We start from the raw sequence: 26,206 nt of genomic DNA, 5'->3' as shown, positions 1-26,206 counted from the left end.
AGAAGGGTTTAGTCAACGAAGCCTCACCCCTAGCCCCCTCTCCTAGGGGAGAGGAGGAACCAGCTTCTAGCTTTTCTAGACTACTAGCTCTTTTTAGACTATAGACTTGTTCCCAAATAGTAATTTTGAGAATGCTTGATGTACATACGATAACAGATGACCGGCAAATGCGGGCGTTAACGGGCTTGGACCTGGCCGCTTTTTGCGCCTTGTCCGAGCCATTCGTGGCGGGCTGCCAGCAAGAAGCCGATGCGCGTTTTTCGGAGCAGCGGCCCCGTCAGCGCCGGGCCGGCGGCGGGCGCAAGGGTGTGCTGGCCAGCCCGGAACAGAAACTATTGTTCATTCTCTACTACCTGAAAGCCTACCCCACGTTTGACGTGCTGGCCGCCACCTTTGGCCTGCCCCGCTCCAAAGCCTGCGAACACGCTCACCGCCTGGCCAAGGCCCTGGAGCGCACCTTGCGCACGCTTGGGGTGCTGCCGGCCCGCGCCATCGACTCGCTGGCCCAGATGCAGGCCGTGTTTGCCGACGTGTCCGTGTTGCTGCTCGACGCCACCGAACGCCCGTACCAGCGGGCGCAGGCGGCGGCGGACCGGCCGGCCGACTACTCGGGCAAAAAAAGGCCCACCCGTAAAAACACGCTCATCGCCGACCCGATGCGCTACATCCACTACCTGGGACCGACCGCCAACGGGACCACGCACGATTATCAGATGCTCAAAACCGAATTTGACGCCAACCTGGGCTTGCTTGATTTGTTCCAGATGCTGGCCGATTTGGGCTATCTGGGCCTCGTCGCCGACTATGACGTGGTCCCCGAGAGCCTGCCCCACCGCAAGCCCCGGCGCAGCAAAAAACCCGCGCACGTCCCTGACCGAACCCCACCGCACCGCCAATCAAGCGCATGCCCGCCGGCGCGTCACGGTCGAGCATGCCATCAGCGGGGCCAAGCGCCTGGGCTGCGTCACGCAAGTCTACCGCAACAAATCCGCCTCCTTTAACGACCGAATTATGGCGCTGGCCTGTGGCATTTGGAATTGGCATCTGACCAAAAAGAAAGAAGCTATTTAGGAACACGTCTATTAATTCTTTAAAGCTAGTTCTCCCTCTCCCCTAGGAGAGGGGGCTAGGGGTGAGGCTTCGTTGCAGTATTAATACTCATATTTTGCCCCCCACCACTGCCGCAGCCGCTCACGCAGCTTTTGTTCGCTGGCATTGTGGCCGGGGTCGTAGAAGCGGGTGCCGCTGAGGGCTTCGGGCAAGAACTCCTGGGGGGCAAAATTGCCTTCGTAGTCGTGCGAATACTGGTACTGCTGGCCGTAGCCCAACTGCTTCATGAGGCGGGTGGGTGCATTGCGCAACGGAATTGGGACGGGCTGCACGCCCTGCTCGCGCACCAGCGCCCGCGCCTCCCGAATGCCCTTATAGCTGGCATTGCTTTTCACGCTAGTCGCCAGGTACACGACTGTTTGGCCCAGAATAATGTCGCTTTCAGGCAGGCCGATTACCGTCACGGCCTGGAAGCAGCTTTGGGCCAGCATAAGGGCATTGGGGTTAGCGTTGCCGATATCTTCGGAGGCTAGAATGAGCAGGCGGCGGGCAATGAACTTCACGTCTTCGCCGCCCTCCAGCATCACGGCCAGCCAATACAAAGCCGCATTGGGGTCGGAGCCCCGAATGCTTTTTATGAACGCCGAAATGACATCATAGTGCATTTCGCCGCCTTTATCATAGCGCGCCAGGTGCTGCTGGGCCAGCTCCTGCACCAGAGCGTCCGTAATAACGGTTTCGCCCGTTTTGGCATCCGCTGGACTGGCTTCTACCACGATTTCCAACAGGTTGAGCAGCTTGCGGGCGTCGCCGCCCGAAATGGTAAGCAGAGCATTATATTCGGCCACGCGCACGTTTTTGCGCCGCAGGGTTTCATCCTCGACTAAGGCTTTATCAACCAAATTCGTCAGCACTTCTTTGCTCAGCGGCTCCAGCACGTACACCTGAGCCCGGCTCAGTAAGGCCGGAATTACCTCAAACGAAGGATTCTCGGTAGTGGCTCCAATCAGCGTAACGACGCCGCGTTCCACGGCTCCGAGCAAGGCATCCTGCTGGGACTTGCTGAAGCGGTGAATCTCGTCAATAAACAGCACCGTGCCCGGCCGCGACTTCGCTTTCTCAATCACCTCGCGCACGTCTTTTACGCCGGCGTTTATAGCGCTCAGGGCCACAAATGGTTGCTTCAGCTCCTCCGCCAGCAAGTGGGCCAGGGTCGTTTTGCCTACGCCGGGCGGCCCCCACAGAATAATGGACGGCAACCGTCCCCCGGCCAGGTATCGGCGCAGCACGCCCTCCGGCCCCACCAAGTGCTGCTGCCCCGCATACTCCACGAGCGTGCGCGGACGCCGCCGCTCCGCCAGCGGAGCATTGGAGTTGGGCTTGGTGAATTGCGCGGGCGTAGGTTCAGAATCGAAGAGAGAGCCGGTAGTCATAGCTGCGGAAAGGTAGTAGCGCGAACCGAAGGACGGCAGAGTCAAGCTTCTGCTTCGCGTATCGTTGCGGTCGTTTCTTGTAGTGTGGGGCGGCGCTTCGTGTTGCTAAAGTTCTTAAAATGTCGCCCAATAGATCATGCAACGATACGCGAAGCAGAAGCTTCGCGCTACGATTACCTTTGCCGCCGATGAAAAATTCCCTGCGCGTCCACGCGGCCCTATTTCTGGTGGCCCTTATTTACGCGGCCAGCTACAGTCTTTCCAAGGATGTGATGCCGCACTACATGGGCCCTTCTGGCATCGTGACGCTGCGTATAGTGGGCGCGACGCTATTTTTTGCCGTGCTCAGCCGCCTGGTTGCTCCCCAGGACCGCATCCAGGGCCGCGCCGATACTGTGCGCTCCATCATCTGCGGGGTCATAGGTATTGGAGTCAATCAGCTGCTGTTTTTCTCGGGGCTGAACTATACCTCCCCCATCAATGCGTCCTTGCTCCAAACCATTGCGCCCATCGTGGTGGTGTTGGCTTCGGCGGTATTGCTGGGTGAAAAAATTACTGGGGCCCGTGTGGGGGGCATTTTTTGGGTGCCATAGGCGCGGCCACGCTTATACTGAGCCGCAACCCCACCGATGCCATTTACCCGAATGCCACGCTGGGTAATATTTTTATTCTGCTGAATGCCACGGCTTTTGGCGTGTACTTGGTGCTTGTTACCCCGCTCATGCGCAAGTACAACGCCTTTACTGTACTGGCGCGCATTTTTTTGGTCGGTGCCGTGGTGGCAGTTCCCTTCGGCTGGCATGATGCCTTTACTACCAACTACGCTGACTTCCCACTTTACATCTGGGCTGAGGTTATTTACATGGTCCTGTTCCTAACCATTATTGCGTATCTGCTCAACAACTGGGCGCTCAAATACGCCTCCCCGGCCCTGTTGGGCGTGTATATCTACTTGCAGCCGGTGCTGGCCGTGCTCATTGCCGTGAGCCTGGGCAAAGACCACTTTACCTGGGGCCGGGCCTTGCAAGCGGCCCTGATTTTTGGCGGCGTCTTTCTGGTAAGCCGCAAGCCAAGGCCCCAGGTACCACTGGAACCCGTTCTAGACTAGTTATCCTGGTTGATCAGGTTCACGACCAGCGTCACCATCACGTCTTTATCCTCGGGCTTGCTCTCGGCAATCAGCAGCGTGAGGGCCACCAGGGCATTATCAGCCAGGCGGCGTGTACCTTCGGGGTGATACAGGCACTTATTGCGGTCAAGAAACCACACGAATAAGAAGGCTGCAATGCGCTTATTACCATCCGAAAACGAATGGTTTTTGACCACGAAATAGAGCAGGTTAGCAGCCTTTTCTTCTACGCTCGGATATAAATCTTCTCCGTCGAAGCTTTGGTAGATGGATCGTACTGAGCTTTGAAACGAAGCATCTTTCTCTCGCCCAAATAAAGCGCTGCCCCCAAACTGCGTGCGCAGCCCTTCCACGGCTTCCAGGCCCGCTTCGTACGTTAGCTCAAACGGCTCATCCATAGCCGTTCCGCGCACGCGCAGGCGTTGGTGGTCGTACTGGTCGAGCACATCAAGGGCACGAGCGTAGTCGCCCAGTACCCGTAGCAGCGCATCCGATTGGTCAGAGGTCAACTCCTGGCTGGCCGCTACTTCACCTTGCAACTGCACCAGGCGTTTGAGGTCGGCCAGTTGGCGGGCACTCTCGCGCAGGCGCTTTTCATTTAAGGCGTAGCCTTGTACCAGGTACTGGCGCAGCACCTGCGTGGCCCACTGGCGGAAGTGCGTGCCACGCAACGACTTCACGCGGTAGCCCACAGAGATAATGACGTCGAGATTGTAGTGTTTGACGCGATACTGCTTGCCATCGGCGGCAGTTAGTAAGGATTCCTTACCAACTGAATTTTCCTCCAATTCGCCTTCTTTAAACACATTGCGAACGTGCATTGTCACATTGGGGCGCGACACATCGAATAGTTCTGCCATTTGCGCCTGCGTCAGCCACACCGATTCATTTTGCAGGTGCACTTCCAATTGCGTTTGCCCGTCGGGCAATTGGTAAAAAGAATATCGTTGGCAACTGACATAAACTGGAGGGAAAATCACAAACAGGCAGCAAACCTGCTGAGATTACAATAAAGGCAAAAAAGCCCCCCAGTGTATAGCTGGAGGGCTTTTTAATTATAAAACTCAATCTTGTTGCTTACAAGTGAATCACCTCACCATAAGCCGCTGCGGCAGCTTCCATAATGGCTTCCGACATGGTGGGGTGCGGGTGCACCGACTTGATAATTTCGTGGCCCGTGGTTTCGAGCTTGCGGGCTACCACTACTTCGGCAATCATTTCGGTCACGTTGGAGCCGATCATGTGGGCACCCAGCCACTCGCCGTACTTGGCGTCGAAAATGACTTTTACGAAGCCGTCTTTTACGCCGCCGGCGCTGGCTTTGCCCGAAGCGGAGAAGGGAAATTTGCCCACCAGAATGTCGAGGCCTTTGTCGCGGGCTTCTTTTTCGGTGAGGCCGACGCTGGCAATTTCGGGCTGGGCGTAGGTGCAGCCGGGGATATTCTGATAGTTGAGCGGCTCGGGGTGGTGGCCGGTAATGGCTTCCACGCAGATAATCCCCTCGGCGGAAGCAACGTGCGCCAGGGCCGGGCCGGGCACGATGTCGCCAATGGCGTAAATGCCGTCGACGCTGGTTTTATAGAACTCATCGACGATAATGCGGCCCTTCTCTACCTGGATTCCCAGCTCTTCAAGACCCAGGTTTTCGAGGTTGGTTTGCACGCCCACGGCGGAGAGCACCACGTCGCACTCAATTTGCTGCTCGCCTTTGGCGGTTTTCACCGTCACCTTGCAGCCGGCGCCGCTGGTATCCACGTTGGTTACTTCGGCGCTGGTGAGAATGGTCATGCCCATCTTCTTGAAGGATTTCTCCATCTGCCGCGAAATCTCCTCGTCCTCCACGGGCACGATGCGAGGCATAAACTCCACAATGGTCACCTCCGAGCCCATAGCGCGGTAGAAGTACGCAAACTCGACGCCAATAGCGCCCGAACCGACCACTACCAGACGCTTAGGCATTTGCTCCAGCGTCATGGCCTTGCGGTAGCCGATGATTTTCTTGTCGTCGATGGGCAGGTTGGGCAGCTCGCGCGAGCGGGCGCCGGTGGCCAGAATGATGTGCTTGGCCTCCACGGTTTCCTTCGAGCCGTCGGCTTTGGTCACTTCTACTTTACCGGGAGCCAGCACTTTGCCCGTGCCCGATACGGTTTCAATTTTATTTTTTTTGAACAGGAAGTTGATGCCCTTGCTCATGCCATCAGCCACGCCGCGGCTACGCTGCACCACAGCACCGAAGTCGTAGCTGGGGTTTTCGACCTTCAGGCCGTAGTCTTCGGCGTGTTTGAAATACTCAAATACCTGGGCGCTTTTGAGCAGCGCTTTGGTTGGGATGCAGCCCCAGTTGAGGCAAATGCCCCCCAGAGATTCGCGCTCTATCACGCCTACTTTCAGCCCCAGTTGGGAAGCCCGAATAGCGGCCACGTAGCCACCCGGCCCGCTGCCAACCACGACCAGATCATATTGCAATGCCATGTTCTTGTGCTTGAGAAGAGAAAGAAAATTTTCGCGTGGGCAGGCCAGCCACCCGAGCCGGGCAAAGATAACCAGGGTTTGTTAGCCCAACAATTCGGTTTTGCCGGGGTGCTTTTGGTGCAAACACACGCAAAATGCCCCCCAGCCAGCCTCACTCGCTACCGCAACGTAAAAGGTATAACCGCATCATAGTTGGTTCGGTTTGCACCTTCCCTCTGCCTGATGTCATGAAAACAACCCTACTTTCTATGCTGGGCGCTGGCATCTTGCTGCTCACCACTCGATGCACCACCACGCCCGAAAAGGAAGCACCGGCTAAGTATGAGTCAACCCCTAGTGCTCGCCGCGCCGTGAAGCGCGAGCCTACCGCACCCCGCAACGTTGATTCCGTCAGCGCTGTCGCAGCTGATTCAACGCCCCAAAATGGCCTAACAAAGGCGGTCATGCAGAGCGTAGCGAAGCATCTCGCTAGCGGTAGTGAGGTTAGTAATCCTGCGTCAGCACGCGAGATGCTTCGCCCCGCTCTGCATGACCGCCCTTTAAGGCAAGTAATTATTTGCCCCCCAGCAGCAGCTTCACATAGAAGCTCGGCTGCCGCAGCCGCTCACGCAGGTTCAGATCCAGGAACATATTGCTGATGGTTTCGGCCAGCGTGGGGTTGTTGGCGGCGCGGTTGGCTACCACGTTGAACAGCCACGGAAACGCCAGCAGCCGCTGCATGGCCCGACTCAGGCGCAGCTCCTGCCACAGCCGGTTATACACGGCCGCGTCGTAGCCTTTGAGAAAACCAGCTGAGAAATCATGAACTGCTAAGGCCCGCGCGGCCCAATCGGCGGCGTGGCGGCCGCTGACCATGGCGTGGCTGATACCTTCGCCGGAGAAGGGGTCGATGAGGGAGCCCGCGTCGCCGAGCAGCATGTAAGCCTCGCCGGAAAGTGGGCGGCGCTTGGAGCCTAGCGGCAGCCCGAAGCCGCGCACCGGGCCTAAGCGCTCGGCATCCTTAAACCGCTCGCGCAGGGCGGGGTGGGTTTCCAGGATTTCCGTGAGGCGCTGGCGCAGATTTATCTTCTTCTGCGACACCGTTTTGCTCAGCATCCCCACACCCACATTGGCCTGGCCATTGGGCAAGGGAAAAACCCACAGATAGCCGGGCAAAAACTCTTTGATAAAGTGCAGCTCGATAAAGTTGTCTTTACTGAGGCCCGTTACACCCTGATAATACGCCCGTAAACCGGCGCAATGATGGTCAGGCTCCAGTTGGTGGCCACCAATCTGGCGCGCAAACGCCGACTGCGCCCCGTTGGCTACAAGCAGCAGCTTAGCCACTATTTCCACCACGCCATCGGCCGTGCGCAAGCGCCAGCGGCCGTCGGCGGTGCGCTCGTGGTGAATAATGTCCACACCTTCGAGCAACTCAATTTCGGGACGCTGCCGCACTTCTTCTACCAGAAAATTATCAAAGTCGACGCGCTTGGCGATGTGGCCGGCGGCGGGGTCGGTGGCTTTGTTGAAATGGGGGCGAAACGGAATACCGAGGCGGCGGCCGTTGGGCGCGAAAAAGTCGATACCCCAGGCGGGCAGCTGGGTGGCGTCGGCGGCGAGTCTGGGGGGCAGATTTTCGGCTATGCGGCGCAGCTCGCTGACTACTTTGCCGCTGAGCGCGTCGCCGCAGATTTTGTCGCGGGGAAAAGTGGCGCGGTCGAGCAGCAGGCAGCGCTGGCCGGCGTTGGCGAGATGCAGGGCTGCCGTAGCACCACCGGGTCCGGCTCCGAGAATGCAGATATCAATTTCACGCATAAGTCGGGACGAAGGTACGATGCCTGACCTCATCCCCTAACCCCGGTTCGCTTCATGCGCGAAGTCCTCGGGGAGAAGGGGAACTAGCTCTAGGTTCTGGTTTTCTAGAAAAGCTAAAACTAGTCCCTCCTCTCCTGGAGGAGAGGGGGCTAGGGGGTGAGGCTAATCGTTGTTACCTTCGCCCACATGACAAAACTGCTCGACGGAAAAACCGCCCTCATCACCGGCGCCTCCAAAGGAATCGGCCGCGCTATTGCTACCCATTTCGCCCAACTCGGCGCCAATATCGCCTTCACCTACCTCTCCAGCGTGGAGAAAGGACAGCAGCTCGAACAGGAGCTGGCCGCCCACGGCACCAAAATCAAAGGCTTCCGCTCCGACGCCTCCGTGTATGCCGACGCCGAGAAGCTGATCGATGATGTGATGGCCGAATTTGGCCGTTTGGATATTCTGGTCAATAACGCCGGCATCACGCAGGATGGCTTGCTTATGCGCATGAGCGAACAGAACTGGGACCAGGTACTGGCCGTGAACCTCAAATCGGTATTCAACCTGACCAAAGCCGCCATTAAGCCCATGATGCGCGCCAAAGCCGGCAGCATCGTGAATATGACGTCGGTAGTAGGCATTAAAGGCAATGCCGGCCAGGCTAATTACGCAGCTTCAAAATCGGGTATTATCGGCTTCACCAAGTCGGTGGCGCTGGAGCTGGGTTCGCGCAATATTCGCTGCAACGCCATTGCCCCCGGCTTTATCGAAACCGAAATGACCGACGCCCTCGACCCCAAGCAAGTAGACGAGTGGCGCAAAGCCATTCCGCTCAAGCGCGGCGGCACCCCGGAAGACGTAGCCAAAGCCACCGCCTTCCTGGCCTCCGACGACAGCAGCTATATCACCGGGCAGGTGTTGCAGGTAGACGGCGGCATGCTGACCTAAGCTGTAACGCGAAGCGGTGCTTCGCCCATTGAGCAAGACGTTAGAAGCATTTTTCAACGTTTTCTTTAATGAGCGAAGCACCGCTTCGCCCTACATCTCAATGCGCAGATTGTACACCACGAAATGTGGGATTTTAAACCGCTTGTACCACTCTCCCACCGGCACCCCGCTTTGCGCCACGGTGCACCACTGCAGGTACTCGCCTCCATCGTAGGGCAGCGTGTACACCAGCAAGGGCACTTTCTCACCCAGCGGCAGACGAGCTTCCGTGACTGGATTATCGGCGGGGCCACCGGCCGCGCCCGCACTTGCCGAAACGGACGAATATCGGCTCGCAGGCTGTATAAATCACCTTTTCGCGGCACGATATCGAAGGCTTTCACCGTCATGCCGTTTGCAAATGAAAATCGGTTCTCCACCTTCGTTTCGCTCACTTGACGGCTGAAAACTTCCAGCGAGAAGTGGCCCGTGGAGTCGAAGCGGGTGAGGCGGGAGCCATTGGCTACCAGCTCCTTTTCCGGGCCGGGCACCCCGTTTCGATACTCCTGAAAGGTGAGGTGAAACTGCTTGCCCGCCAAACGTACGTCCTGAATACTGAGGCGCTGCTGCTCGATTTGCAGCACCCGCGACATAAGCTTCCGCAGCTCTGGGTTGTCGGCCCCGTAGGTCAGGCGGAGCGTGGTGCTGTCGGGTGGTGCAATGGTTAGCGCAGGCGCGGTAAGCGGCACAGGCGCGAGCAACGCAGGTAGTGGAGGGCAAATTGCCAAGCTGAGCACGACAGGTAGAAACAGGATTTTCATGGTGGGGGGCTTTTTTTGACAAAGCACGCCCGTAGCACTATGCCCTAGTGTTACGCCCCGTTAAGCAGTGTTAAATAGTGTTAAAACTCCCGTAAGCCAGCCCCGCGCCACCTACCTTTAGGCAGATGAAGCGCAGTATTCACTTGGTCTTAGCGTTGATGACGGCCTGCACGGCGGGGCTGCTGGGCTTTCAGTTCTACTGGAATTACCAGGCCTACCAGAACGCCACCCGCACCTTCCGCCAGGACGCCAGCGCGGCCCTGGAAACAGCTGTGCAGCAGGAAGTAGCCCAGCGACGGAGGCAGTTGGTACGCCAGTACCAAACGTGGCTGGCCGATACGACTCAAGTGGTTATTGGCTGCCATGTACATCCGCTTTATCAAACCACGATCTTCACCCTGGCCGACAAAAACCCATCTCCGGTCGAAAAAACCCAGCCGTTTGACGTCAGCTTTGATGATTTCCCGCAAAAGCTGACATCCATTACGCCCCAGGCCAGGGAGTTTTTTATCCGTCGCTTCACCACCGGCACTATCGCCCGGCATCTACGCCAAGGCTTTATTATTTATCATACCCAGCGCCTGGGCAACCAGCTAAATAAAGCCAGCAGGCAAAGCCGGGCCAACCAAAAGCAACTGCGGATTTTGTACGCCGCCGCCTTAAAAGAGCGCGACATCACGGCTGCTTTCCGGCTTACCATCAGCAAAAAGCCCCCCGAAGCAACACCCGCGAAGGGCTACGGTACGCGCACGTTCCGGACGGGCATCATGGGCCAGCCGGAGTTGGTAAAGGCCTGGTTTCCTGACCCGAATCTGGTTTTTCTGGACCGCATGAAATGGGTGCTCGGCAGCTCTTTGCTGCTGTTGCTCATCGTGCTGGGCTGCTTCGGCTTCACGGTGCGCACCTTGCTGCGTCAGCGCAAACTGGCCGAGCTGAAAAACGACTTTGTGAACAACATGACCCACGAGCTGAAAACGCCGGTGGCTACTATCAGTCTGGCCACGGAGGCCCTGCAAAGCTTCGACCTCAGCCCCGATGCCACCGCCGACTACCTCGGCATTATCCGCCAGCAGTCCGGCCGCCTTACGGGCCTAATCGACCAGATTCTGCGCAGCGTGGTACTGGAGCAAGCCGCGCCCGACTTGGCCCGCCAGCCTCTCGACTTAGCGCAGCTCATCACCCAGGTGCTGCGCCAAAATGCCCCCCAACTCACCCAGACCCGCGCTCAGCTTACCTACCACGAGCCTAGTACTCCCATCCGTATTCTTGGCGACGAAACCCATCTGGCCAATGTGCTGACTACTTTGCTCGATAACGCTCTCAAATACAGCCTCCGTCAGCCTCAGATTACCATTCGCTGCCTCACCCAAGCCGGCACGGCTAGTCTGGAAGTATCGGATAACGGGCTGGGTATTCCGGTAGCCTATCAACTGAAAGTGTTCGATAAGTTTTTTCGGGTGCCCACCGGCGACCTGCACGCTACCAAAGGCTACGGACTGGGCTTGAGTTACGCCAAAACCATTGTGGAGCGGCATGGGGGGCAGATTTCATTGCGTAGCGCCGAGGGGCGCGGCACCACATTTATTATCACTTTGCCTCTGGCTCAGCATGAACCTGCCCCATCTGCTCTTATTGGAAGATGAGCTGCCGCTGGCCCGCGTGCTCAGCGAGAGCCTAAGTCGGAGCGGCTATCAGGTTACCCACGTCACGGATGGACGCCAGGGCCTGGCCGCTTTCCACCAGACTAGTTTCGCGCTGTGTATCGTGGATGTGATGCTGCCCGTGCTCGACGGCTTCGCTTTCGTGCGCGAAATCCGCCGCACCGATCCGCAAACGCCGGCTCTCTTTCTCACCGCCAAGTCGCTGCCCGCCGACGTGGTGCGCGGCTTCACCGTGGGCGGCAACGATTACCTCAAAAAGCCCTTCAGTCTGGACGAGCTGCTGGTGCGCATCCGGGAGCTGCTGCGCCGCACTGCGCCGTCCGAGCCGCCCGAAATGCCCCCCAGCGTGGCCGTGGGCGGCTACACCTTTCTTCCGTTCAAGCAAGAGCTATGGTTTGCGGGCCAGCTCACGGCTAAGTTATCGCACCGCGAAAGCGAGCTGCTGCGCCTGCTGGTGCAGCAGCAGGGCCGCATTCTGGATCGGCAGCGCTGCCTGCAACAGCTCTGGGGCGACGACAATTTTTTCACCGCCCGCTCCATGGACGTATTCATCTCCAAGCTGCGTAAACACCTGCGCCACGACCCCGGCATTGAGATTCTGAATATCCGGGGGCTGGGGTATAAGTTGATTACATAGCCCCTAACAGAGCAATCAGCCAGGGTATATTAAACGTCATGCAGAGCAAAGCGAAGCATCTAGCGAGCTTCGTTGCTAAAGTAGACCACCCGTCAGCACGCGAGATGCTTCGCTTTGCTCTGCATGACGGCCTAATGGTTTTCTATCAATTTTATTCTTCAACCACCATACTATGCCTAAGCACATCCTGCTATTTCTGCTGCCACTACTGTTACTGGCGTTTCTGGCGTATCCGCGTTTGCACCGCCGTTTTAGCCGCTTTCAACAAGCCCGCACGGCTAGCACGGCCGTGGCTCAGATCGCGCCCAAGCTGCGCAATGGTGATTTGATTTTTCAAACCTCTACGTCTGCGCAAAGCCAAGCCATACAGCTAGCCACGCACTCCAAATACAGCCATTGCGGCATCCTGTTCCGGCGTAATAATGAGTGGCGCGTGTTTGAAGCGGTGCAGCCCGTCAGCGAAACTTCTCTGGCGGTGTGGGTCGCGCGGGGTCAGGACGGACAATTTGTGGTAAAGCGTCTACGTGACGCCGAAACGGTATTAACTCCAGCGGCTTTGCAACGTCTGCAAGCTGCCGGCGAGCAGTACCGCGGCAAAAGCTATGACCTCTACTTCGGCTGGTCCGACGACCGGATTTATTGCTCCGAACTGCTCTGGAAAATGTACCAGCAAGCCACTGGCCGCGAAATCGGGCAGCTCCAGACCCTGCGCGAATTTGATCTGAGCCACCCTGCCGTGCAAGCCAAGCTGAAAGAGCGCTACGGCAACCGAATTCCGCTGACGGAAAAAGTTATTTCGCCGGTGCGCATGTTTGAGAGTAAACAATTGGTGATGGTGCGGTAGGAATTAATTAAAATTTATTCGAATTTTTATCCTCTATCATTTGAATAATATCTGACAACTGTTTAGCAAAAGGTCTTTCAGAATATTTAAAAAAATTATTTTGCAGTATTTCTATAACCTTTGCTGAAGTCATCCATATATAGAATATCTCCCCTCTGTTTTTAGATTCATGAAAGCCAGGTAATGATTTTTGTTCTAGCAAAATATCCTTGTTCCAATCCATATATGTAACTAGATTCTCGATAGCGTAATCAGTATCAAATGCTTCCCAGACCTCTAATATAGCGGTTTCGCGAACGGTATGTCGGTATTGTAGAGACGCAACATTTTGCGTCTCGCCGTTGCTGATGTTGACTGTCGCGAACCGCCGTTCAACGACGAGACGCAAAATGTTGCGTCTCTACATCATAATGGATTCACTGTTCGCGAAACCGCTATAATTCATCAAATTTTTTATAAACATTGGCAATAGCAGCAAGATAATTATCCAAAATACCTCCAACTTCTAAAGAGTTTTTATTCACTAAATCTATCCAGAATACTAATAGATAATCATCAATGACTTGCTGCTCATCCAAAGGCCAGGTTCGCCAATGGCCATAGTTTAGTTTATCAAGTGCGACTCATGCTTCAAATTCGTTTGGGACTTTTGTTAATAGCTCAAATACTCTTGGCAGATAATGTTTAAAGTCATTAACATCACCCCACGTAGTCATAGATTTGAAATAAAATATTTGTAGATCATCATCCGATAGCTGTCTCAAATTCTTTGACGTTAAATCTTTATTCCATTGCTCTAGCTCATCATACACTGGGCTGCCATCCATATCCAGATTAACTGGATACTTGCCGAATACTCCATATAAATTCTCAATAGCTTGGTCAAGTTCTTTGCTCATGCCTTAAAGCTATAAACATTGCTGTACACCACTCACGCTTATAACTTCCTAACTTCGCCATATCCTTTAGTATCTATAGCTTCCAAGCAACTTCCACCCTTACTTCGGAGTTCTTACCGCTCATCTGTCTATCGTCGTCTTTGATTTCCGTCGCTGCTTCTCCCTGGTTGATTTTGTTGTGCCTGGCCGTGGGCGTGGGCTACGCGGCGCTACTCTACTCGGCCAAAGCGCCGTGGAGCAAGGCTCTGAATTACGCGCTGGCCGCGCTGCGTTTCGTAGTCGTAAGCTTTCTATGCTTTCTGCTGCTCTCGCCCTTCGTCAAAACTACCACCACCACCACCGAAGACCCCACCATTGTGCTGGCCGTGGACAACTCCCAGTCGGTAGGCCTGTTTACGGCGCCAGCGGTGTTGCGCCAGGCTACTACTGGTTTGCAGCAGCTAGCTACTACACTGCGAGGCAAGGGTTTTCGGGTCGAAACGCAGGTTTTGCCCCCCAGCCCGGCCCGCATTGTTCGGCCCGACTCAGTGCGGTTTCAGGCCCCCGCCACTGACCTGGATGGCTTGCTGACTGATGTGCGCGAGGGCTACGAAGGACGTAATCTGGCCGGCGTGGTGCTCGTGTCGGATGGGCTGGTGAACCAGGGCCGCTCGCCGGTATACTCTGAGTTTAACTTCCCGATTTATAGCGTGGCCGTAGGCGACACGGTGCCCAAGCGCGACCTGAGCGTGCCCACTCTGAATTACAACCGCGTCGCTTTCAGTGGCAACCGCTTTCCCATTGAGGCCGAAATCGGCTACGAAGGTTTCGGGGCCGGCACTGCCACGGTGCAATTGCGCGAAAATGGCCGCGTGCTGCAAACCAAGCAAGTGAATTTGCCCCCCGGCCAGCGCCGCCAGAAAACCACCTTCCTGCTGACCGCTCCCGCTCCCGGCAAGCGTCGCTATGAAATAGCTATTCAGGCCCAAACCGGCGAATTCACGACCCTCAACAACACCAAGAACGCCTATATCGAAGTGGTGAAAGGCAAGCTGCGCGTACTGCTGGCCGGCGCCGCGCCCCACCCCGATATCAAGGCGCTCCGGGGGGCAATTTTGCAGAACGACAACTTCGACCTGACCATTTATTTGCCCGGTATTTCGCCTTTGAAGGCGCAGGACTACGATGTGGCCATTCTGCACCAATTGCCGGCCCGCACGGGCGTGGGCAATGAAGTGCTGGCCCAGGTGCGCAGTCGCCGCATCCCAACCTTATTTATTATTGGCGCTCAGTCCGATTTAAATGCTTACAATAACCTTGGTGCGGGCCTCAGCATCGCGCCTCGGGGTCAGCAGACGGATGAGGTAACGCCCGTGCTAAATGCCTCATTTTCGCGGTTTTCGTTTGAAGAAGATGCTCTGCGGCGCTTCGCGGCGTATCCGCCCGCGTCGGTGCCGTTTGGCGAATATCGCTTGGGCGGCGGGGCCGAAGTAGCGCTGTATCAGCAGGTGGGCCGACTGAAAACGCAGAAGCCATTGCTGGTTTTTGGCGGCACGCCCGAGCAGCGCCGCGCTACCCTGCTCACCGACGGCGGCTGGCAGTGGCGGCTGCAGGAAGCCGCCGACCACGCCGACCGCCCCGAGGCCTACGACCGCCTCATCAGTCGCACCCTGCAACTGCTGACCGCCAACGCCAACAAGAAGCGCCTCGACGTGTACCCCACCCAGGACGCCTTCATCACCGCCGACGAAATAACCTTTGGGGCCGAAACCTACAACGCCATTTTCGAGCGCATCTACGGCCAGAAAATCGAGCTGACGCTGACCGACGAGCAGCAGCGCACCCGCAATTATTCCTTCACAAATAGCGAGGACAGTGCTCCGCTGCGGCTGGGCACCTTGCCCGGCGGCGTGTACCGCTATGTGGCCCGCGCCACGCTTGGGGGGCAAAATCAGCAGGATCGGGGGGAGCTGCTGGTGCAGGAGCAGCAGCTGGAAGCCCTCAACGCCCGCGCCGACCACAACCTGCTCTACCAGCTCGCCCGGCGCAGCGGCTCGCGGCTGTACTACCCGCAGCAGTTCGACCAGCTCACCCAGGACATTCAAAAGGCGAATTACAAACCTGTGATTTACAGCCAGGAGAGCATTAAGGATTTAATAAATCTGAAGTGGCTGTTTTTCCTGTTAGTGGCGCTGGTATCGGTTGAGTGGGCCGCGCGCAAGTACTCGGGGGGCATTTAGAAGGGGCAATAAGCTGTTTCCACCTTTCGTCGGTCCCTTCTTTTCTACTATTTCGGCAATTCTGCCAGCTTATACTTAATGACTACCGCTCGGTTGGCAGCGTAGGGAAACAGATAAACTTTTCTCTGAGTGGCCGTTGTCAGATACTGATCCACAGGAATTGCCTTTTCTCCTAGACGTGCATATTCTGCTTTATCAAAGAGCTGCACCAACCAGGATTTGCCTAGGTGAGAAGTTGGAATAGCGGCCTCTATCGCCTTATTATCCGAATTAGTTGCCAACCAACTAGGGCGACCGTTGACGTGGGTCAATGCAGGGTGAATAACTTGCAGATCAACGTACCCTTGGTTGAAGCCAAGGGTAGCAGGACGACCATCGATTCTAGTCAACACCAAGGGCTTTGTTGTTGGGTCCGTTGGCTGGTAATTCAGGGTCTGATCGATAGTGAGCGGGTCTAGGTGGCCCAATTCCCGCAGATAAGTAGCCAGGCGTTTGAGTCCATCCCGTTCGTTTTCCAGGATATGGTCGTATCCTACCAGCGCCACAATCTTAGCTTTAGGATTTTTACGAAGCACAGTCAGAATATTCACTGCTTGCATCGAATCGCGGTAGTTTGAGCGCCGCTTCCAATCGGCAAATTCTTTTTCCTGTGCCTCCCTCAGTTCATGCCCAAGAACGTAAAAACCAGCCTCCGAAGCCGCGCGCAACAGATTGCCCATAGTTGGCTCACAGGTGTAAAAGCCGGAGGTGGCAATAGGGTACCGCCGCTGGTTGATGCCCGTATCTGTGGGCTCAAGCGCTTCGACGGCCAATGTGGTGTAGCCCAGCGGTGCCAATTGGGCAAGGAGTTGGCGGCAGTAAGCCCGGTGGGCGGGCTGGTTGTGGGCTTCGTTGAGCAGTACGATAGAAGTAGCCTGTGCGCGAGCTCGTAGAATCGGCTCCAGGGGGGCTACTTGATAGGCCGCTGGAAGGGCCACAGTAGCTAGGGGTGGCACAATGCTTACGAAGGAGTAATAAGTGGCTAACGCCTGTTCATAACGACTCTGTTCAAATTCCTGCTTACCCGTCAGCAAGGCCTTGAGAGGAGCTATATAATTTAGGCGATTGTCACGGTCTTTAAATTGCTGCTCCGCCACCTGAAAAGGACTGGATTGGGCGGCTGCGGTTCGCCAGTTGGCAGCAGTAAGGGCACTGAGTAAAAGTAATGTAGTGGTACAGCACCACGACCTTAGTAATTGCATAAACAGAAAATAAACAAGGTAGAGGTGTAAGAAATACCAACATAGTTATAAATTATTAAATAATTTGGTTGACGCTTAAAATAGGACTGCAATAGTCAAATAAAACCCAGAATCTACTTTATGGTATAAAAATAACTACACTCATCCGGGTATTTTTGGCTGGAACTATCAGTAATGCATCACACTATAATACTTAGGTCAGCATTATAAAATCACTACCACCTCGCCGCAACGCAATAAAAATCTTACTCCACCTAAATCAACGACGGGCAAAGTAACGGCGGAACACTCCCAGCCTCATTCTTACTATTCGCAATATGAAATCCCCTTTTTTCTACACCTTCGCGCTAACCGCTTTATTCATCAGTTGCGAGCAGGCCCCTGCCGAACACGCACAGGCGGCCGTGTCGGAATATGTGCAGCATGGCATGAGCAAAACGAGCAACTACCGCGCTGAAGCCTTTTATATCCAGCCCTTTACGCGTCAGGACTCGATTGCTTACATAGTAAAAATGAATCAGCGCAACGAAGCAACTGCCGCCGTTACGGCGGTGGCTAATAACGCTCAGCCTCCCACGGCTGACTTTACCCGTCGCGCTCAGGAGCACCAGCAGCTGCTGGCCCGAAAGGCTGAAACCACGCGCATCGGCCTTTTCGTGCGCCACGTGTACCGAAGCGAAGATGCCGACGGCACCACAAATCGTGACAGCGTAGACGCCGTGGTGTACCCGCCGCGCGACGTCGTGGTGCTGTTCACTGGTCAGGTAGCGCTGCAGCCGGGCAGCCGCGTAAAGGCCAAATAAAAGCCCCCCAGCCGACTACTTTCTGCTTTAAGCCGGGTGCTAGCGCGAAAGCGGCTGGTTCTGCCGACCTTTGCTTTTTCGCTGCCTTTTGCGAATCTTCATTGTGGGCAGGGAAATTAACTCTGCCTTCACCCTTCTGCCTCATGCGCTACGTCCTGCTCAACAAACCCTTCGAAGTTCTCACCCAATTTACGGACGAAAACGGCCGCGCCACGCTCAAGGACTTCGTGCCCATCCCCAAGATTTACCCCGTCGGCCGCCTGGATTTCGACAGCGAAGGCCTCGTACTCCTCACCGACGATAAGCCCCTGCAACATCGCCTGTCGGAGCCGCGCTTCAAGGTACCGAAAACGTATTGGGTGCAGGTAGAAGGTGTGCCAACAGAAGAGGCAATAGCTACTTTGCGGCGGGGTGTCGACATTAAAACCAGCTTCACGGCCCCGGCCGAAGTAGAGCTGCTGCCCGAGCCACCCGCCATCTGGGAGCGCGCCAAGCCCATCCGTTTTCGGGCTAACATTCCTACTTCCTGGCTCCAGCTCACTATTTCACAAGGTATTAATCGGCAAGTGCGCAAGATGACCGCCGCCGTGGGCTTTCCTACGCTGCGCCTAGTTCGGGTGAAGATTGGGCACTTGGAAGTCGAAAATTTGGCCCCCGGCCAATGGCGCGAGCTAACCGCGCCCGAGGCGGCCAAGCTGAAAGCTGCTTTCTCAGCCACCAAAATGCCCGGCGAGCGGCCCCCACTCTCGAAAGACACAGCGCCCAAAAAGTCGGCCCCAAACATGAAGCCGGGCTCCAAGCCTGACGGTGCGCCCAAACGCAAGCCATTTACGCCCGCAAGTCCCAAGTCTGGCGGTTCTTCTTCGGTTGATAGAACGCCCAAAGGCGACAACGCCCGACCCAAGCGCGGCCCCAAAACTTCCCGCCCCCGATGAAACGGCGTTGGCTGACCGCAGGTGCGTTGGCCTTTATATTGGTCAACGCGGTAGCCTTCTTTCACGCCTGGCGCTTCACCCATTTCTCCGACGAAGCTGGAGCGAAGCAGACTAGCCCTGAGCAGCTTTCCGCTCTGCAAAAGGCGGCTCTGCTGCTCACGGGCGTCCAGAATCCAAAGCCGGTCAATCAGGCCACGCCGGCGTTTCCCTACCAGACCGTCTTGCTGAATAGCCCCAATGGACGGTTGGAAGCGTGGTTTAGCCCCGTGCCAGATGCGCTGGGCCAAGTGGCGCTGTTTCATGGCTACACCGGTGACAAGTCGAAGCTCCTGACCGAGGCAGAGTTTTTCGGAGCCAAGGCTTTTCGGTTCTGCTGCTCGACTTTGCCGGCAATGGTGGCTCCGAAGGCGTGCAAACCACCGTGGGCTACCGCGAAGCCGACGACGTAGCCGCCGCTTTCGCGTTTCTGAAAGAGCAGCAGCCGTTGGCGTCCCTGTTTCTGTATGGGGTTTCGATGGGCGCGGTAGCCATTCTGCGGGCGGAGAGCGAGCTGGGCGTGCGGCCGACGGCGGCTATCCTGGAATGCCCCTACGGCAGCATGCTCCAGACCGCCAAAAACCGCTTTCATGCGCTGCAAGTGCCCGCTTTTCCGCTAGCTAACCTATTGGTATTCTGGGGCGGCGTACAAAACGGCTTCTGGGCTTTCGACCTGGATGCCCGCGCCTACGCCAGCCGTATCCAGACGCCCACTCTCCTGCTCTACGGCCTCACCGACCCGCGCGTGACTCGCCAGGAAACGGATGCCATTTATGCTGCGCTCAGCGGCCCGAAGCAACGGCGCTACTTCGCGGGCGTGGGCCACGAGCCTTATCATAGCAAACACCAGATAGCCTGGCGTAGCACGATCCGGCGGTTTTTGCAGCGGAATATGTTGTAAAAATGCCCCCAAGCGTCTTGTTGAATATATCTGCGACCCGCTAGAATGGGGTAGAGACGCAATAGTTGGAGTATCGTCGTTGCACAATCAGCCTCACACCGTTCGGGTATAACAACCTCAGCAATGACGAGACGCAAAATCTTGCGTCTCTACCCCGTTCTATCCTAATGGAGCGTAACAGTTGGCCAATCCGCCGACCTGACAGACGGCGGCCTCGTAATTTTCTCATGAAAGTCAGAGCGGCGGGAAATGGCCGATTGAGATATTCAAAAATGACAATCTGTCACGGAAACGGCCTGATTTGGCGGCTGGTACGCTGCTTGCCATTCACCCCACGCGAGCAACTCGCACCTTACTCTGACATTTACTCTTACTTAACTATACCATTCAGATGGGCAAAATAATTGGTATTGACCTCGGCACCACCAACTCGTGCGTAGCCGTTATGGAGGGCAACGAGCCGGTGGTTATTCCGAACAGCGAAGGCCGCCGCACGACGCCCTCGATCGTAGCGTTTCTTGACGGGGGCAAAGGCGAGCGTAAAGTTGGTGACCCGGCGAAACGTCAGGCCATTACTAACCCGCAGAATACGATTCAGTCGATCAAGCGCTTTATGGGCCGCGGCTTCGGGGAAGTAACCGAAGAGTCGAAAATGGTTTCCTATGCCTTGGAGCGTGGCTCCAACAACACGGTAGCCGTGAAGATTGGCGACCGTCAGTACACGCCTCAGGAGATTTCGGCGATGGTTCTGCAAAAGATGAAGCAGACTGCTGAAGACTATCTGGGCCAGACGGTAACAGAAGCTGTTATTACGGTTCCTGCTTACTTCAACGACGCGCAGCGCCAGGCTACGAAAGAAGCCGGTGCCATTGCGGGCCTCGATGTGAAGCGTATTATCAACGAGCCCACGGCCGCGGCCTTGGCTTATGGCCTCGACAAGAAGCACAAAGACCAAAAAATCGCCGTGTATGACCTCGGCGGTGGCACGTTTGATATTTCCATCCTGGAGCTGGGCGACGGTGTGTTCGAAGTACTGAGCACCAACGGCGATACGCACTTAGGTGGTGACGACTTCGACCAGGTGATCATTAACTTCCTCGCCGACCAGTTTAAGAGCGACAACGAAGGCCTCGACCTGCGCCAGGACCCCATGGCTCTGCAGCGCTTGAAGGAAGCCGCTGAAAAGGCTAAAGTGGAGCTTTCCAGCTCTACTGAGACCGAAATCAACCTGCCTTATGTGACAGCTACCGCTTCGGGTCCGAAGCACTTGGTAGTAAAGCTGAGCCGCGCCAAGTTCGAGCAACTGGCCGACAACCTGGTGAAGCGTTCGATGGAGCCTTGCAAAAAAGCCCTCCAGGACGCTGGCCTGAGTACTTCCGATATTGACGAAGTAATCCTAGTAGGTGGCTCGACCCGTATTCCGCGCATTCAGGAAGAGGTAGAGAAGTTCTTCGGCAAGAAGCCTTCGAAAGGTGTAAACCCCGACGAAGTTGTAGCCATCGGTGCTGCTATCCAAGGTGGTGTACTGACGGGTGAAGTAAAAGACGTGCTCCTGCTCGACGTGACTCCGCTTTCGCTGGGCATCGAGACTATGGGCGGCGTGATGACCAAGCTCATCGAGTCGAACACCACGATTCCGACCAAGAAATCGGAGACGTTCTCGACGGCTTCCGACAATCAGCCTTCGGTGGAGATTCATGTACTGCAAGGCGAGCGTCCGCTGGCTTCGCAGAACCGCACCATCGGTCGTTTCCACCTCGACAGCATTCCGCCAGCACCCCGCGGTGTACCGCAGATCGAAGTAACTTTCGACATTGATGCCAACGGTATCCTGCACGTATCGGCCAAGGACAAAGGCACGGGCAAGGAGCAGAAAATCCGTATCGAAGCCAGTAGCGGCCTGACCGATGCCGACATCGAGCGGATGCGCAACGAAGCCAAAGCAAATGAGGAAAGCGACAAGCAGGAGAAGGAGCGCATTGAGAAGGTAAACGCCGCCGACTCGATGATCTTCCAGACTGAAAAGCAGCTTTCGGAGTATGGCGACAAGCTGAGCGGCGGTAATAAGACGGCCGTTGAGAGTGCGCTTGCTGACCTGAAGAAGGCGCACGAGAGCAAAGACCTCGGCGCCATCGAAACGGCCATGACGGCTATCAACGCCGCCTGGCAGGCTGCCTCGCAGGAGATGTACGCTGCCACGCAAGGTCAAGACCAGGGTCAGCCACAAGGCTACCCCGGTGGCGACGGTCAGCCGAACGGCAATGGCCAGCAAGGCCAGCCCGCCGATAACGTGACCGACGTTGACTACGAAGAAGTAGGCGGCAACAAATAATTCTGCTGATGATAAAAAAGCCCCCAGCCGATGGTTGGGGGGCTTTTTTGTTACTATTTATTCGTAGCGACACTTCGCGTCTGATCGTTGCTGAAGTTGTTTGGTCGAACGGTGCAGTTCCGCTTCAACGATTAGACGCGAAGTGTCGCGTCTCTACCGCGTTCTATTTGAGCTACAGATACTAGACTTAATGCGGAAAAAGGTGTTAAAATAACGCGCGAAGCGGGCGTTAGCCTCGCTTGTGAGATAGCGTGATTTTACTTCCATCTTGCTTTTGCATCCATAAGCATTTTTTCCGCATTAACACTACTATCTACCGCATGAAATTTACCATCGTTGGGGCAGGAATTGGGGGATTAGCCACGGCTTTGGCTTTGCGTCAGCAGAATCATGAAGTGCAGGTAGTAGAAGCGGCCGCAGAGCTACGCGAAATCGGGGCGGGCGTGGTATTGGGTGCCAATGCGATGCAGGCCCTAGACCGCCTGGGCGTACACGATGCTGTACAGGCAGCCGGATTTCCCATCACCCGTATCAGCTTGCTGGACCGCCACGGCCGTATGCTCAATGATATTGACACAACCCCCTTCACCCGCCGCATTGGCTATGAAAACCTAGCTATTCACCGTGCCGACTTGCAGCGAATTCTGCTGGCAAATTTGCCCCCCGGCGTCGTGCAGCTAGGTAAGGCGCTGGAACGATTTGAGGAAAAAGACAACCACGTAACTACCTACTTCGCCGATGGCAGCCAGTTGGAGGCGCAGGCGTTGATTGGGGCAGATGGCATTCGGTCGCGCGTGCGGCGGCAGCTGTTGCCGGACAGTCAGCCGCGCTACGCGGGCTATACCTGCTGGCGAGGCGTGATAGAAGCCCAGTCGCTGGGGCTGCCGGCTGGCCGCTCTACCGAAACCTGGGGCGGCAACGGGCGCTTTGGCGTGGTGCCATTAGGCAATGGGCAGGTGTACTGGTTTGCCTGCATTAATAGCGCTAAAGCCCAAAATCCGCAGTACCGCGCTTTCCGGCTGGCCGATTTGCAGCGCCATTTTGCCAATTACCACTCCCCTATTCCCGAGCTGCTGGCGCTTACCAGCGACGAGCAGGTTATTTGGGGAGATATTATTGATTTGAAGCCCTTAGCGCGTTTCAACTTCGGGCGCGTGCTATTACTGGGTGACGCGGCCCACGCCACTACGCCCAATATGGGGCAGGGCGCAGGCCAAGCCGTGGAGGATGCGGCTGTATTAGCCACCTGTTTAGCCCAGGCGGCCGGAATAGAAGCCGCTTTCCAGGCTTTTGACCGTCAGCGCCGCCCGCGCACTACCCGCATCGTTAATCAGTCGTGGCAGTTAGGTAAAGTGGCCCAAATGGAGCAGCCGTGGCTGGTGGGCCTGCGCAATGCCGTGATGCGCCGCGTGCCCGCAGCCGTGAATAATCGGCAAATGGCTTTTTTGTATGAAACTGATATCTAGGTAGTCAACGCTTACTTTTGGTCGGCACCGGCGGCTTCTTCTAATTCCTCTATACGCTCCTGCTCGAAGCCCTCCTTAATCTTTTCGTTGGCCTCTTCGTGGTCCTCTTCGTCGGCTTTGTCGGCGTTTTGCTTCTGAATGTGCTTATCGTGGGGCTCGTAGGTGAGCTTGATGTAGATGGGAAAGTGGTCGGAGCCCACGTAGTTTAAGCGCTGTATGTCTTCCACCTTAAAGTCAGCCGACACAAATACGTGGTCGAGGGGCCAGCGCAGCAGAGAATAATCGGCGTGGAAAGTAGGAAGCAGGCCGCGGCCCACGCGCGGGTCCATGAGGCCGCTGATGCGCCGAAACAGCTCAGAGGTGTGCGACCAAGCCACATCGTTCATGTCGCCAAACACGATGGTGGGCTCATCTTTCTTTTCTATGTCCTTGCCAACCAGCAGCAACTCAGCATCGCGCCGGGTACTGGTTTTAGACTCCTGGGGCGCGGGCGGCTTGGGTGCAGGCCGTAGAGCCGCACCCAGGTTTTGCCGTCGGGCAACTGCACATGGGTATGTAAGGATGGCACATCGTCATCGAGCAGGTACTTGATATGGCAGTCGCGCACGGGCAGCCGCGAGAAGAAAAGCAGGCCGTACGTATTATCCAGCGGCTCGTGACAGGTGTGCGGATGGGTTTTTTCTAACGGCTTCAACTGCTCCAGCCACCATTTATCCGTCTCCACGGCCATGATAATATCGGGGTCGATGCGCTCCAGCTCGGCCAAGGCTTCTTTGCCTTGCTTATTATACTGAAGCACATTCATAACGGCCAAGCTAATGTGGCGCACGTCATCGGGCTGGGTACTGTCGCCCACTTGCTTACCGGCCAGCGGCGTGTAGGGCACGATACGGACCAGCTGGTACACGACGGCCGCGGCCAGGGCCAGCAACAGTCCTATTCCCCAGTATTTAGGCAATTTATGCCACTCCATTACCAGTCCTGCGGCAAGGGTAAGCAGGGCTAAGCCTACAATTTGCAGACGCGGAAAATCAAATACCCGAATCCACCAGGCCTCGGCGCGTAGCAGCGGGAGCAGCGTGGCTATCAGCGCCGCGGCCGTGAGCAGCAGCACCAAGCCGTGCGCAAGCAAAATCCAAAATGGCGCGTCAAGATCAGGCATGGAGGGAAGATATCTGGAATTTAAATTTACTTATGGAAAGAAAAAAGCCCCCCAACTGCGACTGGGGAGCTTTTTCAGCTATTCTTCATTAAAGCCACCTTTGCGTAACTCATCAATGGTACGCATTACTTTATCTTTCAGGGAAGTCCGGTATTTCTCCAGCGCATCCACCAGGCGGGCATTCGATAAGCCCAGAATCTGGGTGGCCAAGATGGCAGCATTGGTAGCCCCATCGATGGCGACAGTGGCCACAGGCACGCCGGCCGGCATTTGCAGCATAGAGAGCACCGAGTCGATGCCCCGAATAGAAGTCGTGGAGTTGATGGGCACCCCAATGACGGGCAGCGTGGTAAAAGCGGCCACCATACCGGGCAGGTGCGCTGCCCCGCCCCCACCGGCAATCAGCACGCGTAGGCCGCGCTTGCGGGCCGACTCGGCGTACTCAACTAGGCGGTGTGGGGTGCGGTGGGCCGACACCAGCGTAAACTCGTGCGGGATATTGAACTGCCGGAGCAGCTCGGCAGCGGCCATCATTACTTTGATATCAGACTGGCTACCCATAATAATGCCCACAATGGGCGTGTCACGGGTTTCTTCAACAGGACTTGGAGTAGTGGGTGTGTTGGGGCTCATAGGAAAAAAGGGGAACTATACGAGCCTCTGACGGCTGTACGCGACTTGTACGCGGCATTACTGCTGCGGTTGGTTCGTCAAACATAGCACTTTCCCGCCTTGCTGCTCTCCCCTCGCCTCGTACCTTTAGCCGTTTTCATCCTGCTTCCTCCTTCATGGAAATTCTGCTTGCCACGTTCACTACGCTGTTTTCGGTTGTAAATCCCTTCACGGCCATGCCGGTGTTTCTTACCCTCACCGAGGAGGATACGCCCCACGAGCGCCGCCAGATTGGCCTGCGGGCCTGCTTGTACATGGTGGGCGTGCTGACCGTCTCGTTTTTCGCGGGCCAGTATGTGCTCAACTTTTTCGGCATCAATATTCATCATCTGCGCATCGCGGGGGGCATTTTGCTCATGCGCTCAGCCTTTGAACTGCTCACGCCCGGCGGCAACCGCGACCGGGTGTCGCCGGCGGTGATGGAAGAAAGTATGCACAAGAACGATATTTCCTTTACGCCCCTGACTATCCCCATGTTGTCCGGGCCCGGCTCCATTGCCGTGTGCATCAGCCTGTTCACCGAGCGCCTGAGCTACTTCGACATGAGCCTGATTTTTCTGGGCTTTCTGCTCGTGGCCCTGGCTAGCTATCTTATCCTGATGTCGTCTTTGCGGCTGACGCGGTTTTTGGGGCGGCCCGGCATGGCGGCCCTGGCCCGGATTATGGGCTTTATTACGCTGGCCATCGGGGTTAATTTCCTGGCTACGGCCATCAAGGCGCTGTTTCAGGAGTAGAGCTTAGGACTAAGAGACATGGGGGAGGTCTTAGCTATATTTCTTCT

General features: G+C 56.2%; 25 protein-coding genes and 1 pseudogene. 15 read left to right on the top strand and 11 right to left on the bottom strand.

Going from position 1 to position 26,206, the window contains the following annotated elements; translation table 11 throughout:
* The first annotated feature begins 131 nt into the window (after positions 1-131).
* A complete protein-coding gene (locus tag MKZ35_RS04000; protein WP_482511914.1) occupies positions 132-1,001 on the top strand; it encodes a helix-turn-helix domain-containing protein in 870 nt (289 codons plus the stop codon).
* Between the two features lie 150 nt (positions 1,002-1,151).
* Here the strand turns inward: MKZ35_RS04000 and MKZ35_RS03995 are convergent, their stop codons facing one another.
* Positions 1,152-2,483 carry a replication-associated recombination protein A gene (locus MKZ35_RS03995; protein WP_482511913.1) on the bottom strand — a complete coding sequence of 444 codons (1,332 nt, stop codon included), beginning with the start codon at positions 2,481-2,483 and terminating at the stop codon, positions 1,152-1,154.
* A gap of 188 nt (positions 2,484-2,671) precedes the next feature.
* Here MKZ35_RS03995 and MKZ35_RS03990 point away from each other — a divergent pair, with 188 nt between their 5' ends.
* Both MKZ35_RS03990 and MKZ35_RS03985 read left to right on the top strand, forming a co-directional pair.
* Positions 2,672-3,076 (top strand): DMT family transporter, encoded by a 405-nt coding sequence (locus tag MKZ35_RS03990; RefSeq protein WP_482511912.1) that lies wholly within the window; start codon positions 2,672-2,674, stop codon positions 3,074-3,076.
* Positions 3,064-3,591 (top strand): DMT family transporter, encoded by a 528-nt coding sequence (locus MKZ35_RS03985; protein WP_482511911.1) that lies wholly within the window; start codon positions 3,064-3,066, stop codon positions 3,589-3,591. Before MKZ35_RS03990 ends, MKZ35_RS03985 begins: the two co-directional genes overlap by 13 nt.
* Here MKZ35_RS03985 and MKZ35_RS03980 read toward each other — a convergent pair.
* The 3 genes from MKZ35_RS03980 to MKZ35_RS03970 all read right to left on the bottom strand — a co-directional run bounded on the left by MKZ35_RS03980 (position 3,588) and on the right by MKZ35_RS03970 (position 7,881).
* On the bottom strand, positions 3,588-4,541 hold the full coding sequence (locus MKZ35_RS03980) for a virulence RhuM family protein/type II toxin-antitoxin system death-on-curing family toxin (protein WP_482511910.1): 954 nt from the start codon (positions 4,539-4,541) through the stop codon (positions 3,588-3,590). The genes MKZ35_RS03985 and MKZ35_RS03980 overlap by 4 nt on opposite strands.
* 148 nt (positions 4,542-4,689) lie before the next feature.
* Complete coding sequence (lpdA, locus tag MKZ35_RS03975; RefSeq protein WP_482511909.1) at positions 4,690-6,084, bottom strand: dihydrolipoyl dehydrogenase; 1,395 nt, start codon at positions 6,082-6,084, stop codon at positions 4,690-4,692.
* A gap of 552 nt (positions 6,085-6,636) precedes the next feature.
* Positions 6,637-7,881, bottom strand: coding sequence for an NAD(P)/FAD-dependent oxidoreductase (locus tag MKZ35_RS03970; RefSeq protein WP_482511908.1), 1,245 nt, complete (start codon positions 7,879-7,881; stop codon positions 6,637-6,639).
* Between the two features lie 186 nt (positions 7,882-8,067).
* On the opposite strand from MKZ35_RS03970, the gene fabG reads away from it, so the two are divergent.
* A complete protein-coding gene (fabG, locus tag MKZ35_RS03965; RefSeq protein ID WP_482511907.1) occupies positions 8,068-8,817 on the top strand; it encodes a 3-oxoacyl-[acyl-carrier-protein] reductase in 750 nt (249 codons plus the stop codon).
* Positions 8,818-8,882: 65 nt separating this feature from the next.
* On the opposite strand, the gene MKZ35_RS03960 is transcribed toward fabG, so the two are convergent.
* The gene (locus MKZ35_RS03960) at positions 8,883-9,617 is read right to left on the bottom strand and encodes a hypothetical protein (protein WP_482511906.1); all 735 of its coding nucleotides are present in this window, start codon (positions 9,615-9,617) and stop codon (positions 8,883-8,885) included.
* Between the two features lie 125 nt (positions 9,618-9,742).
* Between MKZ35_RS03960 and MKZ35_RS03955 the strand changes: the two genes are divergently transcribed.
* The 3 genes from MKZ35_RS03955 to MKZ35_RS03945 all read left to right on the top strand — a co-directional run bounded on the left by MKZ35_RS03955 (position 9,743) and on the right by MKZ35_RS03945 (position 12,759).
* Positions 9,743-11,260: a sensor histidine kinase gene (locus tag MKZ35_RS03955; RefSeq protein ID WP_482511905.1), complete on the top strand. Its 1,518-nt coding sequence runs from the start codon at positions 9,743-9,745 to the stop codon at positions 11,258-11,260.
* Positions 11,226-11,915, top strand: a complete 690-nt coding sequence (locus MKZ35_RS03950; protein ID WP_482511904.1) for a response regulator transcription factor — start codon at positions 11,226-11,228, stop codon at positions 11,913-11,915. The genes MKZ35_RS03955 and MKZ35_RS03950 overlap by 35 nt, the downstream gene beginning before the upstream one ends.
* Positions 11,916-12,087: 172 nt before the next feature.
* Entirely contained in the window at positions 12,088-12,759 is a 672-nt protein-coding gene (locus MKZ35_RS03945) for a YiiX family permuted papain-like enzyme (RefSeq protein ID WP_482511903.1), read from the top strand.
* 7 nt (positions 12,760-12,766) lie between these two features.
* On the opposite strand, the gene MKZ35_RS03940 is transcribed toward MKZ35_RS03945, so the two are convergent.
* From MKZ35_RS03940 to MKZ35_RS03930, 3 genes are read right to left on the bottom strand one after another with little or no spacing between them, the layout of a single operon-like run.
* The gene (locus tag MKZ35_RS03940; RefSeq protein WP_482511902.1) at positions 12,767-13,147 is read right to left on the bottom strand and encodes a hypothetical protein; all 381 of its coding nucleotides are present in this window, start codon (positions 13,145-13,147) and stop codon (positions 12,767-12,769) included.
* A 46-nt stretch (positions 13,148-13,193) separates the two neighbouring features.
* The gene (locus MKZ35_RS03935; RefSeq protein WP_482511901.1) at positions 13,194-13,337 is read right to left on the bottom strand and encodes a hypothetical protein; all 144 of its coding nucleotides are present in this window, start codon (positions 13,335-13,337) and stop codon (positions 13,194-13,196) included.
* A 45-nt stretch (positions 13,338-13,382) separates the two neighbouring features.
* Entirely contained in the window at positions 13,383-13,658 is a 276-nt protein-coding gene (locus MKZ35_RS03930; RefSeq protein WP_482511900.1) for a hypothetical protein, read from the bottom strand.
* A gap of 140 nt (positions 13,659-13,798) precedes the next feature.
* Between MKZ35_RS03930 and MKZ35_RS03925 the strand changes: the two genes are divergently transcribed.
* A complete protein-coding gene (locus MKZ35_RS03925; RefSeq protein WP_482511899.1) occupies positions 13,799-15,877 on the top strand; it encodes a VWA domain-containing protein in 2,079 nt (692 codons plus the stop codon).
* A 47-nt stretch (positions 15,878-15,924) separates the two neighbouring features.
* Here the strand turns inward: MKZ35_RS03925 and MKZ35_RS03920 are convergent, their stop codons facing one another.
* Positions 15,925-17,118, bottom strand: a complete 1,194-nt coding sequence (locus tag MKZ35_RS03920; protein ID WP_482511898.1) for a hypothetical protein — start codon at positions 17,116-17,118, stop codon at positions 15,925-15,927.
* A 317-nt stretch (positions 17,119-17,435) separates the two neighbouring features.
* Here MKZ35_RS03920 and MKZ35_RS03915 point away from each other — a divergent pair, with 317 nt between their 5' ends.
* From MKZ35_RS03915 to MKZ35_RS03890, 6 genes are all read left to right on the top strand, one after another.
* Positions 17,436-17,921, top strand: a complete 486-nt coding sequence (locus tag MKZ35_RS03915) for a hypothetical protein (RefSeq protein WP_482511897.1) — start codon at positions 17,436-17,438, stop codon at positions 17,919-17,921.
* Positions 17,922-18,064: 143 nt separating this feature from the next.
* Positions 18,065-18,856 (top strand): pseudouridine synthase, encoded by a 792-nt coding sequence (locus MKZ35_RS03910; RefSeq protein WP_482511896.1) that lies wholly within the window; start codon positions 18,065-18,067, stop codon positions 18,854-18,856.
* The gene (locus MKZ35_RS03905; protein WP_482511895.1) at positions 18,853-19,305 is read left to right on the top strand and encodes a hypothetical protein; all 453 of its coding nucleotides are present in this window, start codon (positions 18,853-18,855) and stop codon (positions 19,303-19,305) included. Before MKZ35_RS03910 ends, MKZ35_RS03905 begins: the two co-directional genes overlap by 4 nt.
* Positions 19,227-19,793, top strand: a complete 567-nt coding sequence (locus tag MKZ35_RS03900) for an alpha/beta hydrolase (protein WP_482512264.1) — start codon at positions 19,227-19,229, stop codon at positions 19,791-19,793. Before MKZ35_RS03905 ends, MKZ35_RS03900 begins: the two co-directional genes overlap by 79 nt.
* A gap of 391 nt (positions 19,794-20,184) precedes the next feature.
* Positions 20,185-22,125, top strand: a complete 1,941-nt coding sequence (gene dnaK, locus MKZ35_RS03895) for a molecular chaperone DnaK (RefSeq protein ID WP_482511894.1) — start codon at positions 20,185-20,187, stop codon at positions 22,123-22,125.
* Positions 22,126-22,445: 320 nt separating this feature from the next.
* Entirely contained in the window at positions 22,446-23,591 is a 1,146-nt protein-coding gene (locus MKZ35_RS03890) for an FAD-dependent monooxygenase (protein ID WP_482511893.1), read from the top strand.
* 11 nt (positions 23,592-23,602) lie between these two features.
* On the opposite strand, the pseudogene MKZ35_RS03885 reads toward MKZ35_RS03890, so the two are convergent.
* Together MKZ35_RS03885 and purE are read right to left on the bottom strand one after the other, a co-directional pair.
* A pseudogene (locus MKZ35_RS03885) lies at positions 23,603-24,321 on the bottom strand (endonuclease/exonuclease/phosphatase family protein).
* Between the two features lie 510 nt (positions 24,322-24,831).
* The gene (gene purE, locus MKZ35_RS03880) at positions 24,832-25,386 is read right to left on the bottom strand and encodes a 5-(carboxyamino)imidazole ribonucleotide mutase (protein WP_482511892.1); all 555 of its coding nucleotides are present in this window, start codon (positions 25,384-25,386) and stop codon (positions 24,832-24,834) included.
* Positions 25,387-25,541: 155 nt separating this feature from the next.
* Between purE and MKZ35_RS03875 the strand changes: the two genes are divergently transcribed.
* Positions 25,542-26,159 carry a MarC family protein gene (locus MKZ35_RS03875; RefSeq protein WP_482511891.1) on the top strand — a complete coding sequence of 206 codons (618 nt, stop codon included), beginning with the start codon at positions 25,542-25,544 and terminating at the stop codon, positions 26,157-26,159.
* Positions 26,160-26,206 lie beyond the last annotated feature (47 nt).

The organism is Hymenobacter sp. R533113, from assembly GCF_056835965.1.
The sequence above is the reverse complement of the archived record's forward strand: the minus strand, read 5'-3'. Positions and strand labels throughout refer to the sequence as shown.

Excerpts from the sequence above, each read along its gene's own strand:
- MKZ35_RS04000 (WP_482511914.1), top strand. The coding sequence starts at position 132 with ATGCTTGATGTACATACGATAACAGATGACCGGCAAATGCGGGCGTTA.
- MKZ35_RS03995 (WP_482511913.1), bottom strand. The coding sequence starts at position 2,483 with ATGACTACCGGCTCTCTCTTCGATTCTGAACCTACGCCCGCGCAATTC.
- MKZ35_RS03990 (WP_482511912.1), top strand. The coding sequence starts at position 2,672 with ATGAAAAATTCCCTGCGCGTCCACGCGGCCCTATTTCTGGTGGCCCTT.
- lpdA (WP_482511909.1), bottom strand. The coding sequence starts at position 6,084 with ATGGCATTGCAATATGATCTGGTCGTGGTTGGCAGCGGGCCGGGTGGC.
- MKZ35_RS03970 (WP_482511908.1), bottom strand. The coding sequence starts at position 7,881 with ATGCGTGAAATTGATATCTGCATTCTCGGAGCCGGACCCGGTGGTGCT.
- fabG (WP_482511907.1), top strand. The coding sequence starts at position 8,068 with ATGACAAAACTGCTCGACGGAAAAACCGCCCTCATCACCGGCGCCTCC.
- MKZ35_RS03960 (WP_482511906.1), bottom strand. The coding sequence starts at position 9,617 with ATGAAAATCCTGTTTCTACCTGTCGTGCTCAGCTTGGCAATTTGCCCT.
- MKZ35_RS03955 (WP_482511905.1), top strand. The coding sequence starts at position 9,743 with ATGAAGCGCAGTATTCACTTGGTCTTAGCGTTGATGACGGCCTGCACG.
- MKZ35_RS03950 (WP_482511904.1), top strand. The coding sequence starts at position 11,226 with ATGAACCTGCCCCATCTGCTCTTATTGGAAGATGAGCTGCCGCTGGCC.
- MKZ35_RS03945 (WP_482511903.1), top strand. The coding sequence starts at position 12,088 with ATGCCTAAGCACATCCTGCTATTTCTGCTGCCACTACTGTTACTGGCG.
- MKZ35_RS03930 (WP_482511900.1), bottom strand. The coding sequence starts at position 13,658 with ATGAGCAAAGAACTTGACCAAGCTATTGAGAATTTATATGGAGTATTC.
- MKZ35_RS03920 (WP_482511898.1), bottom strand. The coding sequence starts at position 17,118 with ATGCAATTACTAAGGTCGTGGTGCTGTACCACTACATTACTTTTACTC.
- MKZ35_RS03915 (WP_482511897.1), top strand. The coding sequence starts at position 17,436 with ATGAAATCCCCTTTTTTCTACACCTTCGCGCTAACCGCTTTATTCATC.
- MKZ35_RS03910 (WP_482511896.1), top strand. The coding sequence starts at position 18,065 with ATGCGCTACGTCCTGCTCAACAAACCCTTCGAAGTTCTCACCCAATTT.
- MKZ35_RS03905 (WP_482511895.1), top strand. The coding sequence starts at position 18,853 with ATGAAACGGCGTTGGCTGACCGCAGGTGCGTTGGCCTTTATATTGGTC.
- dnaK (WP_482511894.1), top strand. The coding sequence starts at position 20,185 with ATGGGCAAAATAATTGGTATTGACCTCGGCACCACCAACTCGTGCGTA.
- MKZ35_RS03890 (WP_482511893.1), top strand. The coding sequence starts at position 22,446 with ATGAAATTTACCATCGTTGGGGCAGGAATTGGGGGATTAGCCACGGCT.
- purE (WP_482511892.1), bottom strand. The coding sequence starts at position 25,386 with ATGAGCCCCAACACACCCACTACTCCAAGTCCTGTTGAAGAAACCCGT.
- MKZ35_RS03875 (WP_482511891.1), top strand. The coding sequence starts at position 25,542 with ATGGAAATTCTGCTTGCCACGTTCACTACGCTGTTTTCGGTTGTAAAT.